The following is a 14,999-nucleotide window of genomic DNA, read 5'->3' on the forward strand; positions in this document are numbered from 1 at the left end:
GCGGCACGTTAGTGCCCGAATCCGACCCGCTCCCACCCGGCCGTCGCCGGCCCCGCCACATACTCGCGGGCCTTGCGCAGCGGCACGGGGTGCAGTGCCTCCTCGGCCGCCAGGAGGCGCGGCAGCAGTGCGCGCTCCGTCGTCACCGCCCGGAACTGGAGCGCCACCGTCACCTCGTGCTCCGGCCTCCGCACGACCTCGATCGGGTCCCCGGCCCGGATCTCGCCCGGCGTGACGACCCGGAGGTACGCTCCGGGCGCGGCCCTTCCGGTGAACCGCTTCATCCAGCCCGGCTCGTCCAGATGACCCGCGAACGTGCGGCATGGAATGCGGCCGGAGGTCACCTCCAGGACCAGGTCCCGGCCGATCCGCCAGCGCTCGCCGATCCTCGCCCCGCTGACGTCCAGACCGCTCGTGGTCAGATTCTCGCCGAACGTGCCGTTCGCCAGCGGACGACCCAACTCCCTTTCCCAGAAGTCGAGTTCTTCGCGGGCGAAGGCGTACACCGCCTGGTGGGTGCCGCCGTGGAAGCGCAGGTCGCACACCGCGTCCCCGGCCAGTCCGCTGCCTCCGACGCCCTCGGGGCCCGGTTCGGCCACCCGTACGGGCCCGTCGGCCGGGCGTTTGTCGATCCCGGTGCGACCGCCGGGGGCGTTGGTGTGGCCGACCGCCTGTGCGCGGCCCACGTTCACGGTCAGCACCTTCATGAGCGTCATGACCGTACGTTATCGAGCCATGGCTCAAAGTTGCTCATCGGAAATTCGCGTCCGCCCCAAGCATCGCTTATGTTCAAAGGGTGATCGAAGCCCGTCATCTCCGCGTTCTGCGCGCGGTGTCGACCTCAGGTTCCTTCTCGGCCGCCGCGCGCGAGCTGGGCTGTACGCAGCCTGCCGTCAGCCAGCAGATGAAGGCCCTGGAGGCGTCCGCCGGCACCGCGCTGCTGATCCGAACGGGCCGCGAGATGCGGCTCACCCAGGCGGGTGAGGCCCTGGTGCGGCACGCGTCGGGCATCCTCGCCGGGCTCACCGCCGCCGAGGAGGAGGTCGCCGCGATCGCCGGGCTGCGGGCCGGACGGGTGCGGCTCGTCTCCTTCCCCAGCGGCAGTTCCACCCTGGTCCCCGGCGCCCTCGCCGCCCTGCGCGCCGACCACCCCGGCACCCGGGTCTCCCTCGTCGAGGCCGAACCGCCGCGCTCGGTCGAGATGCTGCGCGACGGCGACTGCGACATCGCGCTGGCGTTCCGGTACGGCTCCACGGGCACCGAATGGGACGACCTGGTCGTCCGTCCGCTGCTCACCGACCGGTTGATCGGCCTGGTCCCGGAAGATCACCGGCTGGCGGACACGGGCACCGTCGGCATCGCCGAACTGGCACAGGAATCCTGGATCGCGGGCTGTCCGCGCTGCCGCCGGCAGCTCGTCGAGGTCTGCGAGGAGTCCGGGTTCGAGCCCCGCATCGACTTCGCGACCGACGACTACCCGGCGGTGGCCGGCCTGGTGGGGGCGGGCCTCGGGGTGGCCGTGCTCCCGGAGCTGGCGATCGAGTCCGTACGCCCCAAGGGGGTGCGCACGGTCATGGTGGAACCGGCCATCGAGCGGGAGATCGTCGCGCTCACCCTCCCGGACCTGGCCCGGGTCCCGGCGGTGGCCGCCACACTGGACCGGCTGGAGAAGGCCGCCGCGCGCTGACGCCGACGGCGAGGAGGCGGACGTGTGGGCGGTCCGGGGCCCGCTGCTCCCGGACAGGGATACGCGGCGCATCGGCCCTCGTCCTTCGCCCCGTATCCCGTACTTCGCTTCTCGTGCTTCGCGAAGTGGGCCGGGCAGGGCGCGGCCGGGGCGCGATGGATCGTCCTTCGGCCCTCATCCCCGTTACTTCACGTGGGGCGGGCGCGGCCGGGCGGAGGCGCGGCATGGCGTACGTGAGCCGGCCGGGCCACCGGAACCCGCAGGAACGGGTTGTGGCGGTCCCTGCAGCCCCGGAGGAAGAACGGTTCGCGACAGATCCCGCAGGAACGTTTCTTCGGTTGCCTGTGAGGCGTACGGGTCAGCCGTGACCCGACGCGACGGCCACCCCGGAAGGCGCCGAGGCCGCGATCGCCCGGTTGCGGGCCCGGCCCATCAGCTCCTCGCGTTCGTCCTCGGTCAGGCCGCCCCACACGCCGTAGGGCTCCCGCACGGCGAGCGCGTGCGCCGCGCACTCGGCGCGTACGGGGCACCGCATACAGACCTCTTTCGCCGAGTTCTCGCGCGCGCTGCGCGCGGCGCCGCGTTCACCCTCGGGGTGGAAGAAGAGTGAGCTGTCGACCCCTCGGCAGGCGGCGAGCAGCTGCCAGTCCCACAGGTCGGCGTTGGGTCCGGGAAGGCGGGAAAAGTCTGCCATTGCTAGTCCCCTCGAAACCGTGCTGAGTCGGAGACGGCCCGCAGGCCGTCCTTTGAGCCTCGCCATGACCGTACAACTACGGTGTAAGTAGATGTAAATATGACTGTTTGCGAATTTAGCCTCAGACACTACAGAAAGGAAAGAAAACCCGCCAAATGGGGTAAATTTCCTTGGGAAGGTTCTGTTGACGATTGGATGATCCGCGCCACTCTCCTCCGTAGGCGGTCCCTCACGTAGAGTGCCGAACCCGGCGGACCTACCCGTAACTCTTTCGAGTGACCGTCGTTGAGAGTGCGGAGGCGGTTGGTGGAAAAAGCCCTCGGGCAGATGTCCGAGAGTGTCAACCGCACAGGTGACGACTTGTACACAGCCTGGAGGCTCAAGGTGACGCACATCAGCTGCGGAGGGCGGTCATGACATCCGTCCTCGTCTGCGACGACTCCCCGCTTGCCCGAGAGGCGCTCCGCCGCGCGGTAGCGACCGTGCCCGGTGTCGAGCGCGTGACGACGGCGGCCAACGGCGAGGAAGTCCTCCGCCGCTGGGGTGCCGACCGCTCGGATCTGATTCTCATGGACGTACGCATGCCCGGCCTCGGGGGGGTCGAGACAGTCCGGCGGCTGCTCTCCGCCGATCCCGGTGCCCGGATCATCATGCTGACCGTCGCCGAGGACCTGGACGGGGTCGCGCTCGCGGTCGCCGCCGGGGCCCGCGGATATCTGCACAAGGACGCCTCCCGCGCCGAACTGCGGGCGACCGTCACCCAGGCACTGGCCGACCCGACCTGGCGGCTCGCCCCGCGCCGGCTCCGGTCCGCCGAGATGGGGGCGGCCCCCACCCTCACCGCGCGGGAGATCCAGGTGCTCGAAGGGATGAGCCACGGCCGCTCCAACGCGGAGATCGGGCGCGAGCTGTTCCTCTCCGAGGACACGGTGAAGACCCACGCCAGGCGGCTGTTCAAGAAGCTCGGCGCCTCGGACCGGGCGCACGCCGTGGCGCTCGGCTTCCGCTGGGGGCTGGTGCGTTAGACCGTGCCGTCAGGGTGACGGCACGACCTGCGCGCCCTGCCCCCCGAGGGTGGCGTCCGGTGGTGGACCGAGCCCCCGTCCGCCCCCCTGCGGACGGGGCGGGCGACCGGGCGGAGTGAGGCGCCGAACGCCGTCCCCGGGCATCCGGACCAGCGAGGTGTGACGCTTCGCGGGGGATGCCGCATCCTTGACATGTGGAGTTCCCTGGGAACGATTCGGTCGAGCGGAAGGGGAGGGCGCAGGACATGACACCCGGCGCACCCGCTCATAACGCTTCGGTGCACAACTACGGACGCGGTGCCGCGGATGAGCCGGCGCCGAGGCACCATGGTCCGATGCGTGACGACGAGACGACGGTGATCGGTGGCCTGGTGCACCGCGCCGTCGACGGCGACGCGCAGGCGACCCACGATCTGCTCGCGCACGTCCACCCTCTGGCCCTGCGCTACTGCAGGTCCCGACTGAACCGGCTGCCGGGTGACGCCCGTCACTTCGTGGAGGACCTGGCGCAGGAAGTCTGCGTCGCGGTGCTGATGGCGCTGCCCCGGTACAAGGACACCGGCAGGCCCTTCGAGGCGTTCGTCTTCGCCATCGCCGGACACAAGGTCGCCGACCTCCAACGGGCCGCCATGCGGCATCCGGGGTCCACGGCCGTACCCTCCGACGAGATGCCGGAACGGCCGGACGACTCGCTCGGCCCGGAGGAGCGCGCGCTGCTCAGCAGCGACGCGGCCTGGGCCAAGAAGCTCCTCGCCAACCTCCCGGAGAACCAGCGCGAGCTGCTGGTCCTGCGGGTCGCGGTCGGGCTGACCGCCGAGGAGACCGGACAGATGCTCGGGATGTCGCCCGGCGCGGTCCGGGTCGCCCAGCACCGGGCGCTCAGCAGACTCCGCGCCCTCGCCGAGCAGTAGAAACCACGTCAGGAGCACGGCCCGGCCGGGCCGTGCGCGCGATCCGTACGAAGCTACAGAACCTCCGGCTGACCCTGCCCGTGGAATGAGACGCTCCCGAAGGCCGTTAGCATGGACGTCCGCACCGATCAAGGCCATTTGGGGAAGGTGTCATGACTGCAAACGTCGACGGAGTGCCCGAGAAATTCGCGACGCTCGGGCTGACATACGACGACGTGCTGCTGCTGCCAGGCGCGTCCGACATGGCGCCCGACCAGATCGACACCTCTTCGCGCATCTCCAAGAACGTACGGGTGAACATCCCGCTGCTCTCCGCGGCGATGGACAAGGTAACCGAGTCGCGCATGGCGATCGCCATGGCCCGGCAGGGCGGCGCGGGCGTGCTGCACCGCAACCTCTCCATCGCCGACCAGGCCAACCAGGTCGACCTGGTGAAGCGCTCCGAGTCCGGCATGGTCACCGACCCGATCACGGTGCACCCGGACGCGACGCTGCGCGACGCCGACGAGCTGTGCGCCAAGTTCCGCATCAGCGGCGTCCCGGTCACCGACCAGGGCGGCAGGCTGCTCGGCATCGTCACCAACCGCGACATGGCCTTCGAGTCGGACCGCACGCGCCAGGTGCGTGAGGTCATGACCCCGATGCCGCTGGTCACCGGCAAGGTCGGCATCTCCGGCGTGGACGCCATGGAGCTGCTGCGCCGCCACAAGATCGAGAAGCTGCCCCTCGTCGACGACGCCGGGGTGCTCAAGGGCCTCATCACCGTCAAGGACTTCGTCAAGGCGGAGAAGTACCCGCACGCGGCCAAGGACAAGGAAGGCCGGCTCCTGGTCGGCGCCGCCGTCGGCGTCGCGGGCGACGCCTTCGAGCGGGCGCAGGCGCTCGTCGAGGCGGGCGTCGACTTCATCGTCGTCGACACCGCCCATGGCCACTCGCGGCTGGTCGGCGACATGGTCGCCAAGGTCAAGTCGAACACCTCGGGCATCGACGTCATCGGCGGCAACATCGCCACCCGCGACGGCGCCCAGATGCTGATCGACTCGGGCGCCGACGCCGTCAAGGTCGGCGTCGGACCCGGCTCCATCTGTACGACCCGGGTGGTCGCCGGTATCGGCGTCCCCCAGGTCACCGCCATCTACGAGGCCGCGCTCGCCGCGAAGGCGGCCGGGGTCCCGGTCATCGGCGACGGCGGCCTCCAGTACTCCGGTGACATCGCCAAGGCCCTGGTGGCCGGCGCGGACGCCGTGATGCTCGGCTCGCTGCTCGCGGGCTGTGAGGAGTCCCCGGGCGAGCTCCAGTTCATCAACGGCAAGCAGTTCAAGTCGTACCGCGGCATGGGTTCGCTGGGCGCGATGCAGAGCCGCGGCGACCGCAAGTCGTTCTCCAAGGACCGGTACTTCCAGGAGGGCGTCGCCTCCGACGAGAAGCTGGTGCCCGAGGGCATCGAGGGCCAGGTCCCGTACCGCGGCCCGCTCTCCCAGGTGGTCCACCAGCTCACCGGCGGACTGCGCCAGTCGATGTTCTACGTCGGCGGCCGGACCGTGCCGGAGCTCCAGGACAACGGACGGTTCGTACGGATCACGTCGGCGGGACTCAAGGAGAGCCACCCGCACGACATCCAGATGACCGTCGAGGCGCCGAACTACAGCAGGAAGTAACCGCACCCGTCGTGCGAGGGGCGGCCCCGGGATTCCCGGGGCCGCCCCTCGCACGTGTGTCGGGGATACTGGACTCGGCAGACAGCAGCGCCGAGGGAAACTGAAAGGCCACACCATCGTGACTGAGATCGAGATCGGGCGCGGCAAGCGCGGCCGCAGGGCGTACGCATTCGACGACATCGCCGTCGTGCCGAGCCGTCGCACCCGCGACCCGAAGGAGGTCTCGATCGCCTGGCAGATCGATGCCTACCGCTTCGAGCTGCCGTTCCTGGCCGCCCCCATGGACTCGGTGGTCTCCCCGCGGACCGCGATCCGCATCGGTGAGCTGGGCGGTCTCGGCGTCCTCAACCTCGAAGGTCTCTGGACCCGGCACACCGACCCGCAGCCGCTGCTCGACGAGATCGCGGAGATGCCCGCCGAGAAGGCGACCCGTCGCCTCCAGGAGATCTACGCCGCGCCGATCCGGGAGGAGCTGATCGGGCAGCGCATCAAGGAGGTGCGCGACTCCGGAGTCGTCACCGCCGCCGCGCTCTCCCCGCAGCGCACCGCGGAGTTCTCCAAGGCCGTCGTCGACGCGGGTGTGGACATCTTCGTCATCCGGGGTACGACGGTCTCCGCCGAGCACGTCTCGGGCGCGGCCGAGCCGCTGAACCTCAAGCAGTTCATCTACGAGCTGGACGTCCCGGTGATCGTGGGCGGCTGCGCCACCTACACCGCCGCCCTGCACCTGATGCGCACGGGCGCGGCCGGTGTCCTCGTCGGCTTCGGCGGCGGCGCCGCGCACACCACGCGCAACGTGATGGGCATCCAGGTCCCGATGGCGACCGCGGTCGCCGATGTGGCCGGGGCCCGCCGCGACTACATGGACGAGTCCGGTGGCCGGTACGTCCACGTCATCGCGGACGGCGGGGTCGGCTGGTCCGGCGACCTGCCCAAGGCCATCGCCTGTGGTGCGGACGCCGTCATGATGGGCTCCCCGCTGGCCCGCGCCACGGACGCGCCGGGCCGCGGCCGGCACTGGGGCATGGAGGCCGTCCACGAGGAGCTGCCGCGTGGCAAGCTGGTGGACCTGGGCGGGGTCGGCACGACGGAGGAGGTCCTGACGGGCCCCTCGCACACCCCCGACGGCTCGATGAACATCTTCGGCGCGCTGCGCCGGGCGATGGCGACGACGGGCTACAGCGACCTCAAGGAGTTCCAGCGGGTCGAGGTCACGGTGGGGGACTCGCAGCACAGCCGCTGAGTCACGCCGTGACACGACGGGAGTGCCAGGACCGGGGAACGGTCCTGGCCCTCCCGTCGTGCGCTCCCGCTCCCGTCGCGCCCTCATTTCCCCGTGGGGCGCGGGCCGGGACAGCGGCTGAGCGGTGCTACGCGGCCTTCTTGGCTCCGGCGAAGGCGGCGGCCGCGCCCAGGACCAGGAAGATGTACGTCTTGACGTCCGCCGACTCGCTCCAGGCGTCGGTGACGGCGCTGAACCTGTCGAAGAAGATGTCCGTGAAGGAGACGCTCAGCTTGTCCGACACGACCATCGAGATGGCGATCAGCTGGCCGAGGTAGACGGCGCCCAGCGACAGGACGGCGCCGACGACGGGCAGGACCGGCTTGGGGCCGCCGACCTTGGCGGACGCGAAACCGACGAGGAAGCCGACGCCGATGGCGAGGTAACCGATCTCCCGCTCGATGGCGCCGCCGATGACGCCGTAGAGGATCGCGCCGACGACCGCCGCGACGAGGGCGGTCACCAGGCCGAGCGCGATGTTGTCGCGGGCCGGCGCGGGGGCGGGCGCGAACGGCACGGGCCCGCCGAACTGGCCGGGCTGACCGGGCACGCCGGGCTGACCGGGCTGCCCCTGCTGGGCCGCGAACGGGTTGCCGGTCGGGGCGCCGTAGGACTCCTGCGGCTGGGGCTGGTTCGGCGGCGGCACGGGCTGGCTCATGGTGGTTTCCCCCTGGGTCGAATGCGCACGGCTGTGCGAGAAGTGACGCCGCAGGCTAACAGTCCGGTCTGACATGTCCCACCGGAATCCTGGCCACAACCCGGTCACGGCACGGTGCGGGGACCACTCGTCACAGCCGGTGCGCGGCCCCCGCCGGGGTCGCGCCCCGGGTGTCCAGGAGGAGCTGCGCCTTCACCGCGAGGCCCTGGAGGTCGTACGTGCGGTGGTGCTGGAGCAGGATCGTCAGATCCGCGTTCGCCGCCGCCTCGTACAGCGAATCGGCGCGCGGGACCGGCAGTTCGCGTACCCGCCAGTCCAGGACGTGCGGGTCGTGGTAGCCGATCTGGGCGCCCATGTCCATCAGCCGGGTGGCGATCTCCCGCGCGGGGGCGGCCTCCTGATCGGCGAGGTCGGGTTTGTAGCTGACGCCGAGCAGGAGGACGCGGGCGCTCCGGACGGATTTGCCGTGCTCGTTGAGGAGAGTGGCGCAGCGCTGGATCACGTACTGCGGCATCCGGTCGTTGATCTCCTGTGCCAGCGAGACCATCCGCAGCGGGTGGCCCGGGGTGCGGCTGTGGTACGGGAGGTAGCCGGGGTCCACCGGGACGCCGTGGCCGCCGACGCCGGGGCCCGGACGGAAGGGCTGGAAGCCGAACGGTTTCGTCTCGGCGCACCGGATGACGTCCCACAGATCGACGCCGAGGTCGTGGCAGAGCACCGCCATCTCGTTGACGAGGGCGATGTTGACGTGCCGGAAGTTGGTCTCCAGGACCTTCGTCATCTCGGCCTCGCGGGGGCCGCGGGCCCGTACGACCTTGTCGGTGAGGCGGCCGTAGAACGCGGCGGCGGACTCGGTGCAGGCGGGGGTGAGACCGCCGATGACCTTGGGGGTGTTGGCGTAGAGGTGGGTGCGGTTGCCGGGGTCGAGGCGGCTGGGGGAGTACGCGAGGTGGAAGTCGCGTCCGGCGCGCAGTCCGGAGCCCTCTTCGAGGAGGGGGCGCACGAAGGTCTCGGTGGTGCCCGGCTGCACCGCTGACTCCAGCAGGACGGTGGTGTGCGGGCGCAGTCGGGCGGCGAGGGCGCGGGCCGCGTCGCCGACGGCGGTGAGGTCGAGGGTGCGGTCGACGCCGAGGGGGGTGGGGGCGCAGATCACCGCCGTGCGGACCCGGCCGAGATCGGCGGGGTCGGTGGTGGGCCGGAATCCCCCGGAGAGCATGCGGCGGACCTCGGAGGCGGTGAGGGAGCCTTCGACGGGGGTGCGGCCCGCGGAGAGTTCGGCTAGCGGCCGGGGGTCGGTGTCGTAACCGACGGTGGGGACGCCGGCGGCCACGGCGGCCTGGGCGAGGGGGAGACCGAGGTGGCCGAGTCCGATGACGGCGAGGTCTGCGGGCATGTCGGAGGCCGTCCTTCCCATAAGCGAGCCGGTCGGAAAGCGCAACTGCTGTGGACAGCGCAATGTCAGACTAGGCTTAAATATGACCGATTTGTGGCATTACGCGGCCCGGTCGTCCCGGTGTTGTCCACAGGCGGTGGCTGAAGTCGGCGAGCGCGGACAGAATCGAGTGGTGGACCCATGGGAATCCGGCCTTCCGCCGGTCCCCGGGTCCGGGTCGGGCGGCCGAGCCGGACCACCACGCCGATCTACCGGGAGGCAGCAGTGAGGACAGCGACACTGGGACCCGCCGAGCGGGCCGAAGCGCTGGCCGCCATGGCCGAGCGGGAGCTGGACGTGCTCGTCGTAGGGGCGGGCGTGGTCGGCGCCGGGACCGCGCTGGACGCGGTGACCAGAGGGCTCTCCACCGGTCTGGTCGAGGCGCGCGACTGGGCGTCCGGCACGTCGAGCCGGTCGAGCAAGCTGATCCACGGCGGGCTGCGCTATCTCGAAATGCTCGACTTCTCGCTGGTCAGGGAGGCGCTGAAGGAACGCGGGCTGCTGCTCGAACGGCTGGCGCCGCATCTGGTGAAGCCCGTGCCGTTCCTGTACCCGTTGCAGCACAAGGGCTGGGAGCGGCTGTACGCGGGATCGGGCGTCGCGCTGTACGACGCGATGTCGGTGTCGTCCGGGCACGGCCGCGGGCTGCCCGTGCACCGGCACCTCTCCCGCCGCAGGGCGCTGCGGGTGGCGCCCGCCCTGAAGAAGGACGCGCTGGTCGGTGCCTTGCAGTACTACGACGCGCAGATGGACGACGCCCGCTATGTGACCACCCTGGTGCGCACGGCCGCGGGGTACGGGGCGCATACCGCGAACAACGCCCGGGTGACCGGCTTCCTGCGCGAGGGCGAGCGGGTCGTCGGGGCGCGGGTGGAGGACGTCGACACCGGCGGTACGTACGAGATCAGGGCCAAACAGGTGGTCAACGCCACCGGGGTGTGGACCGACGACACCCAGGCGCTGATCGGTGAACGCGGACAGTTCCACGTCCGGGCGTCCAAGGGCATCCATCTGGTCGTACCGAAGGACCGGATTCACTCCTCGACCGGGTTGATTCTCCGGACCGAGAAGTCCGTGCTGTTCGTGATCCCCTGGGGCCGGCACTGGATCATCGGCACCACGGACACCGACTGGGACCTCGACAAGGCGCACCCGGCGGCGTCCAGCGCCGACATCGACTACCTCCTCGAACACGTCAACTCCGTGCTGACCACCCCGCTGAGCAGGGACGACGTCCAGGGCGTCTACGCCGGCCTGCGGCCGCTGCTGGCCGGTGAGTCGGACGCGACCAGCAAGCTGTCGCGCGAACACACCGTGGCGCACCCGGCGCCCGGGCTCGTGGTCGTCGCGGGCGGCAAGTACACGACGTACCGCGTGATGGCGAAGGACGCGGTGGACGAGGCGGTGCACGGGCTGGACCAGCGGGTGGCGGACTGTGTCACGGAGGACGTCCCGCTGCTGGGCGCCGAGGGGTACCGGGCGCTGTGGAACGCGCGGGCCAGGACGGCGGCCCGTACCGGGATACATGTCGCCCGGGTGGAGCATCTCCTCAACAGGTACGGCTCGATGACCGAAGAACTCCTGGACCTGATCACGAAGGACCCGAAGCTGGGCGAGCCACTGCCCGCGGCCGACGACTATCTGCGCGCTGAGATCGTCTACGCGGCCTCGCACGAGGGGGCGCGCCACCTCGACGACGTGCTGACCCGGCGCACCCGCATATCGATCGAGACCTTCGACCGGGGGACCCGGAGCGCCCAGGACTGCGCGGAGCTGATGGCGCCCGTGCTGGGCTGGGACCGCGACCGGATCGACCGGGAGGTCGAGCACTACCGCAAGCGGGTGGAGGCCGAAAGGGAGTCGCAGCGGCAGCCGGACGACCTGACGGCGGACGCGGCACGGCTCGGGGCGCCGGACATCGTGCCGATCTGATGGGGCGGCCTGATAGGGCGGTCTGACGGATCGGCGCCGTGAGCGGCGAGGTCCGTCGGGCGGGCCCGGCCCGTCCCGGTCACGGCGCCGGTGCCGCTCCCGGTGCGAGGGGCTTCCGGTCGGGTCGGGCCGGGTGCTGTCGGGCTGGCTGTCATCGGGTCGGGTGTTGTCGGACCGGGCGCTGTCGGGCCTGTCGGCCGGGGTGTTCTTCCGGCGGGCAGAACTCGGCGGTCAGCAGGGCCGGTTCCAGGGAGGCGTCGGACAGGGTGTCCGTATTGACGCGGAACGTCAGGACGTGGTGGCCGTCACGGGTGGCGGCGGTGCGGACGTAACTGCCCGCGATGTGCCCGTTGTGCCCCCACACGGTGACGCCGCAGGACAGTCTCTGCGGGTAGATGCCCATCGCGTACACCCCGTGGGTGGGGGCGGTGTCCAGAAGGGTGGCGAGCATGCCGGGCGGCAGGAGCCGGCCGCCGAGGAGCGCGGCGTAGAAGCGGCTGAGGTCGGTGAGCGTGGAGATCAGTTCGCCCGCCGCGCCCGCCGGGCGTGGATCGAAGGCGGTGACGTCGCGCAGTGTTCCGTCGGCCGGATCGCGGGAGTAGCCACGGCCGTGCGGCTCGGGCAGGCCGGTGCGGGCGCCGGGGAAGGAAGTGCCGGTGAGACGGAGGGGGATGAGGACCCGTCGGCGGATCTCGGTGGCGTAGTCGTGGCCGGTGACCCGGCGGACGACCAGGCCCAGCAGGACGTAGTTGGTGTTCGAGTAGGCGTAGGAACCCGGGGAGGAGGCAGGCCGGTGCGACAGGGCGGCCCGGACAGCGGCCCCGGGGGAGAGCGGGCGGGCGGACGTGTCGGCGGTGTAGTCGTACAGCCCACTGGTGTGCGTGAGCAGGGAACGCAGGGTGATCCGACGCCCGTCGTTGCCGTTCCCGCGTACCAGGCCCGGCAGATACCGGTCGACGCTCTCCGACAGCTGAAGCCGTCCCTCGCACACGAGTTGGAGGACCACCGTGGCCACGAACGTCTTGGTCGCGCTGCCCGCCCGGAAGTGGTCGTCACGGGCGATGCCGGGACCCGTCGACCGGTAGTCGTCGTGCGGAACGGGGGAGTCGCGGTGAGTGAGCATCGCCGCTTCCGGGGCGCCGCCCTGGACGGCGAGGCGGGAAAGGTAGGAAGCTGCGGGGGAGAGGTGTGGTTCGCTGGGCAGGTTCGCCGTTCCGGAACCGAGGGAACGGACGGGACCGAGGAGCCCCAGCAGAACGGTCACCGTGAACACCGGCAGGGTGGCGTACAGCGCCCTGAACGTTCGCATGGCGGGGAATTCCCTTCCTACGGCCACATCATGACGGACCCAGGCCCCGGCACCAGGACCGGTACCAGGGTGAGGGACAATGGACGCTCTGCCAGGGCGGGTTGATCGCAGAGGGGACGCATGTCGGAGGCGGAGCAGGCACGGGAGCCCCAACGGGACAAGGACGGACGTCTTCTCGCGGGGCGGTACCGGCTCGGGGAGGTGCTCGGCAGAGGCGGCATGGGCACGGTCTGGCGCGCGGTGGACGAGACGCTGGGCCGCACGGTGGCGGTCAAGGAACTCCGGTTTCCCTCGGCCATCGACGAGGACGAGAAGCGCCGGCTCATCACGCGCACCCTGCGCGAGGCGAAGGCCATCGCCCGTATCCGTAACAACGGCGCGGTGACGGTCTACGACGTGGTGGACGACGACGACCGGCCGTGGATCGTCATGGAACTCATCGAGGGCAAGTCGCTCGCCGAGGCCATCCGAGAGGACGGCACGCTGACGCCGAGGCGGGCGGCCGAGGTCGGTCTGGCCATCCTCGACGTGCTGCGTTCGGCCCACCGCGAGGGCATCCTGCACCGCGACGTGAAGCCGTCCAACGTACTGATCTCCGAGGACGGCCGGGTCGTGCTGACCGACTTCGGTATCGCGCAGGTCGAGGGAGACCCGTCCGTCACCTCGACCGGGATGCTCGTCGGAGCGCCCTCGTACATCTCCCCGGAGCGGGCCCGTGGGCACAAGCCGGGACCGCCCGCCGACCTCTGGTCGCTCGGCGGACTGCTGTACGCGAGCGTCGAGGGCTGCCCGCCGTACGACAAGGGGTCGGCGATCGCGACCCTGACGGCGGTCATGACCGAACCGCTGGACCCGCCGAAGAACGCGGGCCCGCTGGGGGAGGTCATCTACGGCCTGCTGGCCAGGGACCCCGAGCAGCGGCTCGACGACGCGGGCGCGCGGACGTTGCTCAACGACGTGATCCACGCCCCGGAGCTCCCCGAGCCCCCGGCGGCCGACTCGACCCAGCTCATGGCGTTGCCCGGACTCGTCGGCGGCGAGGACCGGGACACGGCGAAGCCCGGTGGGCGGAACGGGGCCGCGCCGGGTACGCGGTCCGGTTCCAGGTCCGGTTCCGCATCCGGGCCGAAGCCGGGCGTCGCGTCCGGGACGAAGAGCGGGGAGGCCGGGGACGGCGCGCGGGACCGGTTGCGCGGTGCGCTGCGTTCGGTGCGCAACGCGAAGCCGACGCCCGCGGTCGCCGCGGGTGCTGCCGGTGCGGGCGCCGCGGGTGCCGCAGCGGCCGGTACACAGGCCGCCGCGGCTTCTTCCGCCGTGCCCCCGGTGCCCACGGTTCCGCCGCGTCCCGCCGCCGCTTCCCCGGCCGCCACCCCGCCGGCCGCCGGTTCTTCGGCCCCCGCCTCCACGGCTGCCGCTTCCCCGGCCGTCGCCTCCGCGTCGGTGGCCGGTCCTCCGGCGTCCCCCGCGGTCAAGACCTCGGGGTTCGCAGCCGTGCCGTCCGCGCGCCCGGCCGCCTCGACGGGCTCCCAGCCGCCCCGCGCGTCGATCACGGACGTGGTGCCCCGGCGCACCCTGCTGATCATCGCGGGTGTCCTCGTGCTCGCCGTGCTGGGCACCGTGCTCGCACTCACCCTCGGTGATGACAGCGACAAGAACGGCTCGGCCAAGGAGGACACCTCGTCATCCGCCGGGGCCACGGCGGGCGGTGACGGCGCGAAGGCCACAGGCGTCGACACCGGCAAGGCCACCGACCCGCAGGGCGACCAGGGCAAGGCGTCCGGCAAGCCGTCCGACCCGCCGAAGAGCGGGGCGCCGGGTGGGAAGGACGCGCTGCCCGCCGGGTACGCACAGGTGGCCGACGAGCGGTTCCACTTCCGGATGGCCCTGCCCAAGGGCTTCACGCGCAACGCGATCGCCGGTTCGAACTCCGGCGGCATCTACAACGCCGACGGCGGCTTTCCGCGCGTCCAGGTCGACTTCACCGGCTCCCCGAGGGACGACGCCGCCGCGGCCTGGACGGCCGCCATGGGCGGAGTCGCCGCCACCAGCCACGGCTACGAGCACCTCGGCATCGGCCCGGTGAAGTACAACGGCTATCCGACGGCGGCCGACTGGGAGTTCAAGCGCGACCAGAAGGGCCAGCGCGTCCACGTCCTGAACAGGGGGTTCAAGGTGGACGTCAAGCACGGCTACTCGATCATGATCAGCTGCAAGGCGGCCGAGTGGGACGGCGCGGAGTGCCGGACGCTGCGCGAGACCGCGTTCAGGACCTTCGAACCGACCGTGTGACCCGGGCGCCGGTTCGAGCCGCCCGACCGGCCGGGCGGAACAGGTTCCGGTGACCCGGCGACGGGACCAGGACTTGCCACGTATCGTGAGAGACCGAAGACCGTGCGCAGCCGTGACAGTGG

General features: G+C 71.3%; 12 protein-coding genes. 7 read left to right on the plus strand and 5 right to left on the minus strand.

Going from position 1 to position 14,999, the window contains the following annotated elements; translation table 11 throughout:
- Nucleotides 1-8: 8 nt before the first annotated feature.
- Complete coding sequence (locus PZB75_RS19995) at nt 9-707, minus strand: MOSC domain-containing protein (protein WP_275538778.1); 699 nt, start codon at nt 705-707, stop codon at nt 9-11.
- 89 nt (nt 708-796) lie between these two features.
- Between PZB75_RS19995 and PZB75_RS20000 the strand changes: the two genes are divergently transcribed.
- On the plus strand, nt 797-1,687 hold the full coding sequence (locus PZB75_RS20000; protein WP_275536665.1) for a LysR family transcriptional regulator: 891 nt from the start codon (nt 797-799) through the stop codon (nt 1,685-1,687).
- A 358-nt stretch (nt 1,688-2,045) separates the two neighbouring features.
- On the opposite strand, the gene PZB75_RS20005 is transcribed toward PZB75_RS20000, so the two are convergent.
- Nucleotides 2,046-2,381: a WhiB family transcriptional regulator gene (locus tag PZB75_RS20005; RefSeq protein WP_275536666.1), complete on the minus strand. Its 336-nt coding sequence runs from the start codon at nt 2,379-2,381 to the stop codon at nt 2,046-2,048.
- A 413-nt stretch (nt 2,382-2,794) separates the two neighbouring features.
- Here PZB75_RS20005 and PZB75_RS20010 point away from each other — a divergent pair, with 413 nt between their 5' ends.
- The 4 genes from PZB75_RS20010 to PZB75_RS20025 all read left to right on the plus strand — a co-directional run bounded on the left by PZB75_RS20010 (nt 2,795) and on the right by PZB75_RS20025 (nt 7,218).
- A complete protein-coding gene (locus PZB75_RS20010) occupies nt 2,795-3,406 on the plus strand; it encodes a response regulator transcription factor (RefSeq protein ID WP_003948568.1) in 612 nt (203 codons plus the stop codon).
- A 335-nt stretch (nt 3,407-3,741) separates the two neighbouring features.
- Complete coding sequence (locus tag PZB75_RS20015) at nt 3,742-4,317, plus strand: sigma-70 family RNA polymerase sigma factor (protein ID WP_275536667.1); 576 nt, start codon at nt 3,742-3,744, stop codon at nt 4,315-4,317.
- 152 nt (nt 4,318-4,469) lie between these two features.
- A complete protein-coding gene (gene guaB, locus PZB75_RS20020; protein WP_275536668.1) occupies nt 4,470-5,975 on the plus strand; it encodes an IMP dehydrogenase in 1,506 nt (501 codons plus the stop codon).
- A gap of 118 nt (nt 5,976-6,093) precedes the next feature.
- Nucleotides 6,094-7,218, plus strand: a complete 1,125-nt coding sequence (locus PZB75_RS20025; protein WP_275536669.1) for a GuaB3 family IMP dehydrogenase-related protein — start codon at nt 6,094-6,096, stop codon at nt 7,216-7,218.
- A 127-nt stretch (nt 7,219-7,345) separates the two neighbouring features.
- Here the strand turns inward: PZB75_RS20025 and PZB75_RS20030 are convergent, their stop codons facing one another.
- Together PZB75_RS20030 and PZB75_RS20035 are read right to left on the minus strand one after the other, a co-directional pair.
- Entirely contained in the window at nt 7,346-7,915 is a 570-nt protein-coding gene (locus PZB75_RS20030) for a hypothetical protein (RefSeq protein WP_275536670.1), read from the minus strand.
- Between the two features lie 130 nt (nt 7,916-8,045).
- The gene (locus PZB75_RS20035; RefSeq protein ID WP_275536671.1) at nt 8,046-9,308 is read right to left on the minus strand and encodes a nucleotide sugar dehydrogenase; all 1,263 of its coding nucleotides are present in this window, start codon (nt 9,306-9,308) and stop codon (nt 8,046-8,048) included.
- A gap of 264 nt (nt 9,309-9,572) precedes the next feature.
- On the opposite strand from PZB75_RS20035, the gene PZB75_RS20040 reads away from it, so the two are divergent.
- On the plus strand, nt 9,573-11,279 hold the full coding sequence (locus PZB75_RS20040; protein WP_275536672.1) for a glycerol-3-phosphate dehydrogenase/oxidase: 1,707 nt from the start codon (nt 9,573-9,575) through the stop codon (nt 11,277-11,279).
- 151 nt (nt 11,280-11,430) lie between these two features.
- Here PZB75_RS20040 and PZB75_RS20045 read toward each other — a convergent pair whose 3' ends face one another.
- Nucleotides 11,431-12,588 carry a serine hydrolase domain-containing protein gene (locus PZB75_RS20045; protein WP_275536673.1) on the minus strand — a complete coding sequence of 386 codons (1,158 nt, stop codon included), beginning with the start codon at nt 12,586-12,588 and terminating at the stop codon, nt 11,431-11,433.
- 120 nt (nt 12,589-12,708) lie between these two features.
- Between PZB75_RS20045 and PZB75_RS20050 the strand changes: the two genes are divergently transcribed.
- Entirely contained in the window at nt 12,709-14,877 is a 2,169-nt protein-coding gene (locus tag PZB75_RS20050) for a serine/threonine-protein kinase (RefSeq protein ID WP_275536674.1), read from the plus strand.
- Nucleotides 14,878-14,999: the final 122 nt, after the last annotated feature.

The organism is Streptomyces sp. AM 4-1-1 (genome assembly GCF_029167625.1).
GTDB lineage: Bacteria > Actinomycetota > Actinomycetes > Streptomycetales > Streptomycetaceae > Streptomyces.